The 12,095-nt window shown below is 36.1% G+C and carries 11 protein-coding genes and 3 pseudogenes; 8 read left to right on the forward strand and 6 right to left on the reverse strand.

The window, feature by feature from the left end; genetic code table 11:
- The 8 genes and pseudogenes from ABD985_RS21135 to ABD985_RS21170 form a co-directional block, all read left to right on the forward strand.
- Positions 1 to 1,141 (forward strand): deaminase domain-containing protein (locus tag ABD985_RS21135; RefSeq protein WP_345375323.1); only part of this gene is annotated, 1,141 nt, incomplete at its 5' end.
- Positions 1,141 to 1,662, forward strand: a complete 522-nt coding sequence (locus ABD985_RS21140) for an ankyrin repeat domain-containing protein (RefSeq protein WP_345375324.1) — start codon at positions 1,141 to 1,143, stop codon at positions 1,660 to 1,662. The genes ABD985_RS21135 and ABD985_RS21140, both read left to right, overlap by 1 nt.
- Before the next feature lie 106 nt (positions 1,663 to 1,768).
- Positions 1,769 to 2,767 (forward strand): annotated as a pseudogene (locus ABD985_RS21145) (RHS repeat-associated core domain-containing protein); the annotation flags it as partial.
- Positions 2,768 to 3,271: a hypothetical protein gene (locus ABD985_RS21150; RefSeq protein ID WP_345375325.1), complete on the forward strand. Its 504-nt coding sequence runs from the start codon at positions 2,768 to 2,770 to the stop codon at positions 3,269 to 3,271.
- A gap of 125 nt (positions 3,272 to 3,396) precedes the next feature.
- Complete coding sequence (locus tag ABD985_RS21155) at positions 3,397 to 4,464, forward strand: RHS repeat-associated core domain-containing protein (RefSeq protein ID WP_345375333.1); 1,068 nt, start codon at positions 3,397 to 3,399, stop codon at positions 4,462 to 4,464.
- Entirely contained in the window at positions 4,442 to 4,975 is a 534-nt protein-coding gene (locus tag ABD985_RS21160) for a hypothetical protein (protein ID WP_345375326.1), read from the forward strand. The genes ABD985_RS21155 and ABD985_RS21160 overlap by 23 nt, the downstream gene beginning before the upstream one ends.
- Positions 4,976 to 5,231: 256 nt before the next feature.
- A pseudogene (locus tag ABD985_RS21165) lies at positions 5,232 to 6,314 on the forward strand (RHS repeat protein); the annotation flags it as partial.
- A gap of 1 nt (position 6,315) precedes the next feature.
- Positions 6,316 to 6,774, forward strand: coding sequence for a hypothetical protein (locus tag ABD985_RS21170; protein ID WP_345375327.1), 459 nt, complete (start codon positions 6,316 to 6,318; stop codon positions 6,772 to 6,774).
- Between the two features lie 270 nt (positions 6,775 to 7,044).
- Here ABD985_RS21170 and ABD985_RS21175 read toward each other — a convergent pair whose 3' ends face one another.
- From ABD985_RS21175 to ABD985_RS21200, 6 genes and pseudogenes are all read right to left on the reverse strand, one after another.
- Positions 7,045 to 7,449 carry a hypothetical protein gene (locus ABD985_RS21175; protein WP_345375328.1) on the reverse strand — a complete coding sequence of 135 codons (405 nt, stop codon included), beginning with the start codon at positions 7,447 to 7,449 and terminating at the stop codon, positions 7,045 to 7,047.
- Complete coding sequence (locus ABD985_RS21180; protein WP_345375335.1) at positions 7,446 to 8,570, reverse strand: RHS repeat domain-containing protein; 1,125 nt, start codon at positions 8,568 to 8,570, stop codon at positions 7,446 to 7,448. The genes ABD985_RS21175 and ABD985_RS21180 overlap by 4 nt, the downstream gene beginning before the upstream one ends.
- A gap of 356 nt (positions 8,571 to 8,926) precedes the next feature.
- On the reverse strand, positions 8,927 to 9,481 hold the full coding sequence (locus ABD985_RS21185; RefSeq protein WP_345375329.1) for a hypothetical protein: 555 nt from the start codon (positions 9,479 to 9,481) through the stop codon (positions 8,927 to 8,929).
- Between the two features lie 43 nt (positions 9,482 to 9,524).
- Positions 9,525 to 10,472 (reverse strand): annotated as a pseudogene (locus ABD985_RS21190) (RHS repeat-associated core domain-containing protein); the annotation flags it as partial.
- 195 nt (positions 10,473 to 10,667) lie between these two features.
- A complete protein-coding gene (locus tag ABD985_RS21195) occupies positions 10,668 to 10,979 on the reverse strand; it encodes a YrhB domain-containing protein (RefSeq protein WP_345375330.1) in 312 nt (103 codons plus the stop codon).
- Between the two features lie 2 nt (positions 10,980 to 10,981).
- The coding region (locus ABD985_RS21200) for a toxin glutamine deamidase domain-containing protein (RefSeq protein ID WP_345375331.1) at positions 10,982 to 12,095 on the reverse strand (1,114 nt) is incomplete at its 5' end.

The raw sequence follows: 12,095 nt of genomic DNA on the forward strand, positions 1-12,095 counted from the left end.
TCCCAACTGCCAAGTAGGGAGGCTTTTTTGCCCCCCTACGCCCCATACAAATTCTTTTGGCCAGCAAATCCAGGCCCGCAGCTTTACCACCGATGCCTATCGCTATGGGTTTAATGGGAAGGAAAACGATAAGGATTTTGGCAATGCACAGCTAATCCAAGACTACGGCTTCCGCTTGTATAATCCGGGGATAGGGAGGTTCTTGAGTGTGGACCCGCTGACCAAGAGCTATCCGATGTTGACGCCTTATCAGTTTGCTACCAATAATCCTATATTGAATATTGATTTGGATGGATTGGAAGGAGTAGATATGTCTCAAAGGTACTTGGGCTTATGGCAATCTGCGATTCAATTAGAAAATGAAGGAAAAATAGTTTCCTCTCTGGAATATGTACAACATATGAACCGCAATATTGCATTGGGAAATGCAGCGGGAATGACACTCTATACTGGAGGAGTTGCTGTTGGAGAAGGGTTAACCTGGATTTCTAGTAATTATGTTAACCTACTGTACAATCCAATCCTTCAAACTAACCTTCTAGGAGGAGCTTATGGTATTGCAACAGGCGATGAGGCATTATTCCCTACAGGCATTGTAGATGAAACTACCCGTGCAGGAAAATACCTAATACGTGAGATTGTTGAGGATATTCCTTATCCTAGTAGAACAGGGTTTGGAAGATTGCATGCAGTAAGAAAAAAATTAATAGAAACATATCGAGGACTGCCAGGAGGTAATGATTTTAGAACAAAGTTAAAAAATGGGGGAGGTAATCTAGCATATGCAGAAGGATTAATTAATAACAAATTAGTTAATATAGATGCAGTTTCTGGTACTATATCACCAAACGGTACAGCTCAACTATTAGAGGATGGACAACGATTTTTTAAAACAAAAGTCACTAAAATAAAAGGAGGTGTTGATGAAGTTCATCGATATAATGATTCTGAAGCAAAAATATTTGAATCTATTGCGCATTCTTTAGTTGGAAAGCCTGGTACCTATAAAGAATTTGTAGGAAACATTACTATCTATTCCAATAGAACACCATGTATGTCTTGCAGGGGAGTGAAAAAGCAGTTCCAGAAAATGTTTCCAAACATAAATGTTGAAATTATAGGAGAAACAAAGCATAAATAATGAACTTACCTGAAAAATTTCTTAGAACAGAAGAGTTAAGTGATCAATTGAAAGTGATTACTCTTGAAGAGTTTGTCGATTATATTTTAACATATGATGTAGCTTTTAATGATGAAATAATAGATAATGTATGTGTATACAGTATATTAATTGGAGCTGTATATTCAGAAAATATTGAAATAATAGAATTTCTTTTAGAAGAAAACATGGTAAAACTTAATGAAATATCACCATGCTGTGATCAGCCAATATTAGTTGAAATATTATTTGCAGTATTCGATCATTTACATGATCAAGGTAATCCAAAGCCTAACTATAGTATCGTTAATCCAATTATCAATGCTTTTTTAAGTTCAGAAGAATTAGATATAAATCTATCAGGTCCTGATGGCATGACTGCCCTTGATATGGCCTGTAAATGGAATAATAAAGAAGCTCAGCAGATGCTTATTGAAAAAGGAGCTATTGCCAATTGTTATGAGTTAACCCCATGGGGACCTAAGTTGAAAAAGGAAAAATAGAGCTTATTTTCTTCGAATAAAAAATAAAGCTTCTTAAGCCTCCCCACACCACCAAGTAGGGAGGCTTTTTTGATCCCCTACGCCCCATACAAATTCTTTTGGCCAGCAAATCCAGGCCCGCAGTTTTACCACCGATGCCTATCGCTATGGGTTTAATGGAAAGGAAAACGATAAGGACTTTGGCAATGCGCAGTTAATTCAGGACTACGGCTTTCGCTTGTATAATCCGGGGATTGGGAGGTTCTTGAGTGTGGATCCGCTGACCAAGAGCTATCCGATGTTGACGCCTTATCAGTTTGCGAGTAATGAGCCAATAGCAGGGATTGATTTAGATGGATTAGAAAGAGTACATTATGCCTTAATCAATTACACCAATGAAGGAGTCCCTGTTTTTAAAGTTTTAGGAAAAGAGACTGTACGTACAGCAACAATAGAGACCATATTAAGTCCGCTAGGGGATTGGGCTGATATCAATATTGATTTTCCAATAGAAAAGAGTATTGTAATTTGGGCACAAGTGGAGGGCCCAAAAACTCCTACGGGGTTTGTTTTCAAAACATGGGAGGAAGCTGTATATCATGCTGAAAATGGTTTCCAGCAATTGGATCCATATAATGACCATACCGTATCGAAAGAGAGAAACTTTCAGTACGCCTATAATAAAAGTTCACAAATTATAGGCTTAGCTGGAGAAGCATTAGCTAATATTAATCTTTCACATTCCTTATCAGGTAAGCGTTTTTTTGATAAATATGATGATGGAACTGTTTTTTCTGGTGTATATAATCATAAAACACGTGCAATGGAGTTACGACCTAGTTTTGATGGGCCTAAAAAAGCTGTTCCCGAAGGTTGGGTTCCTAGAACACAAGGACATGGAAAAATTCTTCGTCAAATGGAGGTCAACCGAAAAGAGTTTGGAGAAAACTACGTGGGTTTTACAGTAAAGCTAGTTGATGGAAATAATATGAAGGTTATAAGCTGGCGATCACGTTCAGTAAATGGTAGATACCATGAAGGAAATGAATATAAAGCTCAAGAGTTCAATAAAGACATATCAACTACTCTAGAAAAAAAGTATAACGTAACAGTAACTGAAGAATAAATGAAACTTTTTTGTACCAAAACAATATTTCAGCCTTTTCTTACTAAAGAAGTAATTTTTCAAGAAAAATATAAATATCCTAACGGTGGTCTTAGACTAACCTTTAAATCGTCTTTAGAGGATAAAGTTTTAGGAGTATTCGATACTGCTTACTATAGGTGTTTTATAGACGGTGGCGCTCTTTCTGTTAGTGTAGATTTCTTCCCTTCTTATAAAATAGGAAAATCAGCTATAGAAGAGGTATTCTGTAGACTTGAGCAACTTATAAGCGCAGAATATCAAATTAATTTTAAATTCGATAGAGAGGAAGAAGACCACATTCTTTGCTTCAACAAAGAGTATATGATAGCCTATAATCCTAGTAATGAAGAAGATTTAGATGATGATTGGGTGTTTTATTTTTCTATTGATGAGGATAGTTGCGATATAACTATAGTGAATTATGAAATTATTTTTCCAAAAGCAATTCAGTATGTAAGGCCAATCGTAAATACAGTCGTTTAACTCGAGTCTGTTCACTGTATTTTCTAGGAGTTATCCTATATCCAACTAGACAAAAAAACTAGCAGCAATTAGCCTCCCACATCACCAAGTAGGGAGGCTTTTTTCATCCCCAACACCCCATACAAATTCCTTTTGGCCAGCAAATCCAGGCCCGCAGCTTTACCACCGATGCCTACCGCTATGGGTTTAATGGAAAGGAAAACGACAAGGACTTTGGCAATGCACAGCTAATTCAGGACTACGGCTTTCGCTTGTATAACCCAGGGATTGGGAGGTTCTTGAGTGTGGATCCGCTGACCAAGAGCTATCCTTGGTATACACCTTATCAGTTTGCAGGGAATAAGGTAATATGGGCGGTGGACTTAGATGGACTGGAAGAACGAAAAATGACGGGTACAGAAGAATTTATTTTAGAGCAAGAAGCTCGTATGTGGAATTGGATAACCCATACTGATGCGGCGAAATTGTCTTTATATACTGCAAGAGAATTAAATGTTGCTCTTCATTTTGGTTATAATACCACATACCGATCTGGAGATGCTACGTATCAAAATTATATTGATTATGGAGCAGGGTATGCTTTAGGACCTGAGGGGAATATTGCCGTATACACTTCTTTGGGTACAGGAAATAGTAATTCCCAAGAGACTAATTCATTTGTGGGGGCGATATGGGGAATAGGCTTGGAAGTAGGTGTAACTCCCAGGAGAGACCTTAGAGTATTAGGGGGAGATGCTAGTATTACAGGTACTGGAGGGGGGTGGTTTTGGGAAGCAGACGGTTTTGTTGTTACTCCAAAAGGGGAAGAAGCTCCTGCAACTTATGGTTTAGAAGGAGGTATTGGTAGCGGTATTTTTATGGGCTCAATTGATGCTTCTGCAGAAATCTATATAGCAAGTCCTAAAGATTATCATAATGCTGTGACTAATATGAAGCATGCAATGTCATTTGTAGAACACGTAGAGGAAATGGGAGGAATAGCAGAAATATCCTATTATGAAAATCAGATTAGAGATGAAAAGGACAATCTTACGGGCCTATCGTATTATGGAGAAGTACTTTATGGAACAGGAAAAGGCTCTGGTACTCGAAGATTTGATATTATGAAGTATGATATGTTAGGAAAGGGAACTTTTGCTACTAAGATTGCACAAAAGAATATTGATAGTTATGAAAAGAAAATTCAAAGGTAGAATAGTCTTACTTTTTATCATTGCGGTAGTAATTGTTTGGATTTACTGGCCACTGTATTACAAAAAAAATGATAACGCAGTAATTCGAAAGTGTGCTCTTTTACTCAAGGATCATTCTGTTGAGTATGAGTTAGCAATACATTTATTGTTTGAAGCATTTGATGATTCAGAATACTGTTATGATGTGTCGATTGGAGGCCGTCAAGGTTTGTGGTTCAGAACATGTGATTTGCAGCAAATTAATGAGGGAGAATATTTTTCTGAAACGGAGTTACGGTTTATTGAAAATGTGATACGAAATAAATCTGACCCTTTACCTATAGGAGTAATTGAAATAACAAAAAAACATGGAATAAGGATGGCTCAGATTTTTTACCCAAATGCTGCTAAATTGGTTTATTTTCCTGATGGTGATCCTATTTCTCAACAAGAGAATAATTATACTGTAAAACCTATTTTTAAAGCAGATACTGTTGTACAACTACAAGGTAAGTGGTACTATTACGAATAACATTTTTTGGTACTGTATCATACCTCATTCACACACAGTGTGTTTGAGTAGACCATAAGAAGACTTACTATTTTCAGTTAGCCTTCTTCTCTAAACGGAAGATGATGTAAAATGTTAGTCATGTAATGGTTATACTTAAAATAGCGAAAGTATTTACTTCCGTTCCCAGAACGACTAGTAACAATCAGCCTCCCTACACCACCAAGTAGGGAGGCTTTTTTCACCCCCTACACCCCATACAAATTCTTTTGGCCAGCAAATCCAGGCCCGCAGTTTTACCACCGATGCCTATCGCTATGGGTTTAATGGGAAAGAAAATGATAAAGACTTTGGTAATGCGCAGCTAATCCAAGACTACGGCTTTCGCTTGTATAATCCTGGGATTGGGAGGTTCTTGAGTGTGGATCCGCTGACCAAGAGTTACCCGATGTTGACGCCTTATCAGTTTGCAAGTAATACGCCGATAATGGCTATTGATCTGGATGGACTTGAAGCTAGTTTATCTTTTCAAGGTTTCAATCCATTTATGCCTCTATTACTTAGTAAAAAAATGAAGTTTCCAAAAACTGTTGCCATTGACATATCTTCTGCAGGAGAAATAGGATTAGGGGCTGGAGCTTCATATCATCACCATATAGGTATGGCCTATGATATCAAAGGGAATATAGGGGTTTATAGAAGTGATGGAGGTTTTGTTAAGGTACCATATTATGAATGGGATGGCGGTCCAAAAGATGGCGAAGCCATGATTGGCGGCGATCTTACTGTGGTTGATTTGGAAGGTGCGTACCTGTGGGACATCGATAACGTTTGGGATTATCATAATACTACTGATATTGCGTTTGATTATGGTATAGCAGAAGGAACATTTGCGACATCCCAAATTGATGGTCAATTCGGTGGGCCATTGGAGTTTATTGAATCGATAGGAGGGTTAAAATATGCAGCAGGAATTGGTGGTGGAGCAGGCTTTAGTCATTCACAAACAACCCTTATCTCACATTATGTCATTCATCAGAGTGAAGTTCCTGCATTAGTTTCTTCTTGGTCTAAAGCGATACAGAATACTTTACAAGCTGATCCTCCTAGAAGTTTTCCTGCTAGATTTTCAGTTTTTGGAGTAGATCCTCCTTCTTCTGCTAGAGTAGATCATTATGGAGGAAGAAAAGTTTCACTGGATTTTCAATTTGAGCAGCGAGAAGATGGGCTATATCGATTGTTTATACAAGGTTTGAATAATGATAGAGTTATGGGAGACAGGGTGAATACAGGCTTACTTTTTAATAAAAATGATGAAGCGGGATATGATGAATATAATTCGATAAAGTCAAATAGATAGTATGAAGAAGTTTTTTCTTATCGTGTGGGTGTTGGGCATGCTTTTACTATACCCAACTTTATATTTTTTAAAATTAAATAGTTGTAGATACAAAGAGATTGTAAATTGGTATATAATGACTCATTATAACGATCAAATTACAGGTAGAGTTATTGATATGCAATTTACATTACCATCACATGTGAATTATATTGATACTCAGAGATATCCTGGTAAAGATGGTTCTGAAGAAATATGGTTTTCAGTTAAAGGAACGAAGAAGGACATTTATGTGAAAATAGAGTTATCACAGCATCATTTAACAGGTAATTGGACTATAGAGAATTATAGTTATTATGATAATGAATTCTCAACCTTTTTTGAGATGGAGGAGGCTGAAAAATATCTTATACTAAGAAAAGAGTTAGATGAGTCTTATTTAATTCAGAGTAATTCAGAAAACTGTATTGAACGTTTGTAAGGTTTATTCAAATTTTAGATAATTTTTCTATCTAGCCCCCCTCTGTTCAAAGAGTTCAGCTTTGCAATACTGTTCCGATAGGCTCAATAGTGGCAAAGCACTCTTTGAACAAGCTGTTTTGCAGTAAAGTATATTAACCATTTGCGTGTTTCTAAGAACTCCCAGACCTCCCCACACCAAGTAGGGAGGCTGAAATGTATTTTCTCAATAAGACCCTAGATCTCTAGACTCATTTTGTGATAAATTTTAGTCGCTTAAAAGTGATTATTCTTACCAATTTTTTTCCCCTACATATTGTGCCTTCGTAATTGGAAGTTTTAAAAAATGATACCACTTGACATCATTAATTGATCTATCATACCCTCCTAAGAATAGTACAATTCTAGGGTGTCTTTTTGAAACAGCAGCTTTATATTTCTTTCCTATATGATCCCATTTTTTATTATACGAGATATAGGAGAAAAATAAGTGATTAGGCGTAGACCAACCAAAACGGATATGTTGACCATATCTCATTTCTACGACCTCCCTAATTTCAACGTCGATATATTTGAATCCATATTTTTTTAATAAGTGAAAAAAATAAATATTACTCAGGGTTACAAAAGTGAAAAATATAATAAAAAAGCCCCCTAACATCAAAAGAGCTTCTATAGGGATATCTCCTATTTTCATTGTATTTGTTGTTTTAAGTGAAGTTGTGCATTTTTCTCTACGGCTGGCATAGCAGTATTGTTTTCTAAAAAGTGAATAGTCTTTTGATTCTCTTCAAAGACTCTTTTATATCCATTCAATTGATTCTGTAGAGTATTTAAGCGTTGTTGTATTTGCTTTCCATGGTCTATATCGAAATTTTTATAAGCGGTATTGAGATCTGATCTTAAACCTTTAACCTCAACTCCGATATCATCTATTTTTTTACTCAAATTAATGGAAAACATTTGTGCTCTTAATAATACAAGAGAAACCGAAGCGTCAATTAGCACATGATTAGTTGACTTTCCGTATCCCCAGGCAGAAAATCCTCCAGAAACACTCACATCAAACATCGCTCCTCCAGCAGCATTGAGTAATCCCTCATTAATCGGATTCTTAGTTAAAGCAATTCCTAATTTTTGTAACCCGTAATCAAACAAATCTGCGTTTGCAATCCCCTTATAAAGGTTTCCATTATTAACAAGAGTATTCGCCAGTATATCCATCGCTAGTGCTGCTTCCGCTGCACCTGAAATATAATGTGGACCTGCAGCCATCAAACCATATCCTATTCCCTCATTAATTGGTGCATTTCCAAAATATCCAGGGTTTGACATTCTTAAATTTCGTTTATGCTGCTCTTTCCAGTTAGGAGCAACAGATAAAAATGTTTGCTTATGCGCTATTTGGCTTTGAATAGCATTATTAAAATACTTAGCTCCATTCATATATTGATCTTCAACACGTAACGTAGTTTCAGTCATAATACCTGTCGCATCTGCACCAACAATATAACCTTCACCCGTTAATTCACCTGCTCGTCCCATAGTAACATATGCCTCCTCTAACCCATCCAAGTCCACCGCCATAATCACCTTATTCCCCGCAAACTGATAAGGCGTATACCAAGGGTAGCTCTTGGTCAGTGGATCCACACTCAAGAACCTCCCGATCCCCGGATTATACAAGCGAAATCCGTAGTCCTGAATTAACTGTGCATTACCAAAGTCCTTGTCATTCTCTTTTCCATTAAATCCATAGCGATAGGCATCGGTGGTAAAACTGCGGACTTGGATTTGCTGGCCAAAAGGAATTTGTATGGGGTGGAAGGGATGAAAAAAGCCTCCCTACTTGGTGTGAGGAGGGCTTGGGGAATTCTTAGAAACACATAAATGGTTAATATGCTTTGCTGCAAAACGGCTTGTTCAAAGAGTGCTTTGTCGCTATTGAGCCTATTAAAATAGTATTGTAAAGCTGAACTCTTTGAACAGAGGGGGTAATTGCCACTAGTCTTTCTTCGAAACAGAGGTAAATACTTTCGTCATTTTTGGTTTAAGGTAATCACACCATGTAATAGTTGAATCATCTTATCTTTCTGAAAAATAGAATGTTATAAGTTTTCGTGACTACTCTCCTCATTCTCTATTCAAATAGACTGTGTATAAGTGGGACATATTTATTTGCAATTATCTTTCTTTTCATCTAATAAAAACACGCAATCACAAGTATGATTACTTAATTGATTACACCAACTTATATCAAAGTATTCTGTAGAGGAGTGTTTACTGTTACTGATCGATGTTTTTACATTTAATATCCCTTTCATCATGGATATATCTACAATAGAATAATCTAAATTAAAGTATAGAGAAGGATTAAATGTTTCAGTACTAATCAATTGATAAATAGTATCTCTGTTATCATGATTAATCTCATTTAGAACGTTATAGTTCAATTCAGCCTGATGCATAAACCCTTCGCCTACTGACATTTTTTTCACCAAAATCTGATAATTTTGAGTTCTATAATCGCAAAGTTTGGTGAAAAATAACGTATCTTTTTCATAGTACCATCTACCAAGTAGGTATTCAACACCTTGTTGATAGTAATATATATCATCTTTTAAAAAAACAAATACTGTATCATCATCATCAAATTCACTATCATAAATAGATTCTACTTTTGGAAAAGTAATACTTTGGTGGCTAGCAGTGATGTGATATTTATCCAATAAGATGGTTCTGTTTTTAGAACATGAGCATAACAATATTAAGCTAATCAACTGAATTAGGTCCCATATTTTTAGTTCTTTCAATAACACTATTTTTATATGCTTCATCTTTTTTCTCTTTTATATCCTTCATGTTACTTCTTGTTTCAATATAGCGCCTTTGTATTTTTCCCATCCTAGAAGTGGGGTCTGTCTCTTTGTAAGAAGGAGAGTGACGCTTATTGCTTCCGTCTGCATATTGAGCTTTTCCATACCCCCACACATGATCTTCTGGGTTATTCATATTATCATACTTTTTTAGATGTAAATAAATTTCATGTAGGATAGCTAGCTCTTGCTCTAAAAGAGGATCCTTTGAATTGGACCCTATATAAAAAATATTAATGTTAGATTGAATTTTATCATAAATCTCTCTTTTATCTAAATGGATCTGCTTCATATACGTAAAATACCTTACGACTTCTGAACGATCATAACGAGCTCTTTCACGCTTATTTTTAGCAGTTTCATACCCAATGATATTTTCTGTCCATTTCGAAAGAAAATTTTTAGTGGTGAAAGTAATACCATCATTTCCATAAAAAATACCTCCCCTACCTTTATGAGAAGAATAATAAATATGTATTTTATCTTCTAATTCCTGTTTGGTAATTTCTTCAAAAAGTTCTCTATACAATAAATCATCATGCGATATTACATTCAAAAAAGATTTCCATACTTTTTGAGAAGCTTGATCATCAACAACAATCAATTTTTCGCCACCTTCTAAGTCAATAGATCTTATCACATCTCCCTCAGCAAATGCATACACTGAATTCCATGGGAAAAGTTTAGCTAACGGATCCACACTCAAGAACCTCCCAATCCCCGGATTATACAAGCGAAAGCCGTAGTCTTGGATTAGCTGTGCATTGCCAAAGTCCTTATCGTTTTCCTTCCCATTAAATCCATAGCGATAGGCATCGGTGGTAAAACTGCGGACTTGGATTTGTTGACCAAAAGAATTTGTATGGGGCGTAGGGGATCAAAAAAGCCTCCCTACTTGGTGTGGGGAGACTAATTGTTGCTAGACTTTTTGGGAAACGGAAGCAAGTACTTTTATGTCCACTATTTTCTAACAGCTCCATTGTGTGCGAACGAAGCGACACAGCTTTTCACTAAAGAAATTGGTATAAGGGGGAGCTATTTAATCGTAAGGAAACTTTTCAATAATATTTTTATCAATTAGCTCATCAATGGTATACTTTTCAAAGTCATCTTCGTAATTTATTAGCTGATATGTATGCTTCGTTGATTTATCTATTACAATTGGGTAATTACCAACTAAAGCATCAGAAATATTTCCATTATTAAGGAAAGATTCTGAATTATATCCTATTATAAAATATTCTGAAGTTTCCCATGTATAGTCTTTATCAATGATAATCTTATTTTTTAAACGCTCGGATAAAGAATTAAGATATTCTTTTAAAATCAATTCAATTACTGTATAATCCATTTTTAATTGGTTGGTAAAAAGTGCAAAGATTTCCAATCAGATAAATTTTGAGTACCTCCAGTTTGCCCATCGATAATATTAATCTTACCATTTTGATTAGCAATATTAAACACATGTCCTAAATTACTTTTCTTGTGAATACCAAAAATCACTCCTCTTTTACCTTCTCCTAAAGACATTAATTTCTTTTGATTAGTACTAGTGAACTTACTGGAGAAATGATTTTCTAATACCTTAACATCAACAGGTCTAGGTGTATAGGTACCATCAATATCAAGAGCATAAGGCATTGCTGATGCTTTTCGTCCTTGTAGGTGAGTATCAACGGCAATTACACAATTAGTACAATTATTTTTACCTGCACCAGGAAGTCCTGACTTATATTTACCCACATTGACGTCTTTTATACTACCAGCTAATGATTTATTATTCCTAGTGGGATTTTTTAAGTATTGAGATACTTTTCGAGTTAATAAAGTTGCTACTAGATTCTCGTACAATATTGGGTTTGATAATAAGTCTTTGTACTCTTCAGGTCCTGCTTTATTCAAAAAGTCCTGTACTTGCTCAGACTGGTTCATTAATATTTCTGTGCCAGTCACTCCCTCCATAGCTAGATTATAAAACTCTGCTGCACCGTTATAAATACTAAAGGTCGAGTTTCCAGTAAAAACTATCCAGTTTGCAGGATTGAGAGCACCTCCATCTAAATAAGCTCGTCGAGAAACAGTAGGAACTTCAACATTATGTAAACCAAATGTTAGTAGAGGCTTTTTATTTTTACCTTGATCTCTCAAATACCAAGGTAGCGCTTCTTCTAAACCATCAAGATCTATAAAAGCAATCACCTTATTTCCCGCAAACTGATAAGGCGTATACCAAGGGTATTCCTTGGTCAGCGGATCCACACTCAAGAACCTCCCGATCCCCGGATTATACAAGCGAAAGCCGTAGTCCTGAATTAGCTGCGCATTACCAAAGTCCTTGTCGTTTTCCTTTCCATTAAACCCATAGCGATAGGCATCGGTGGTAAAACTGCGGGCTTGGATTTGTTGGCCAAAAGAATTTGTATGGGGCGTAGGGGGGCAAAAAAGCCTCCCTACTTGGCAGTTGGGA

Origin of the sequence: Algivirga pacifica, assembly GCF_039543525.1 — a bacterium.
Taxonomy (GTDB): Bacteria; Bacteroidota; Bacteroidia; order Cytophagales; family Flammeovirgaceae; genus Algivirga; species Algivirga pacifica.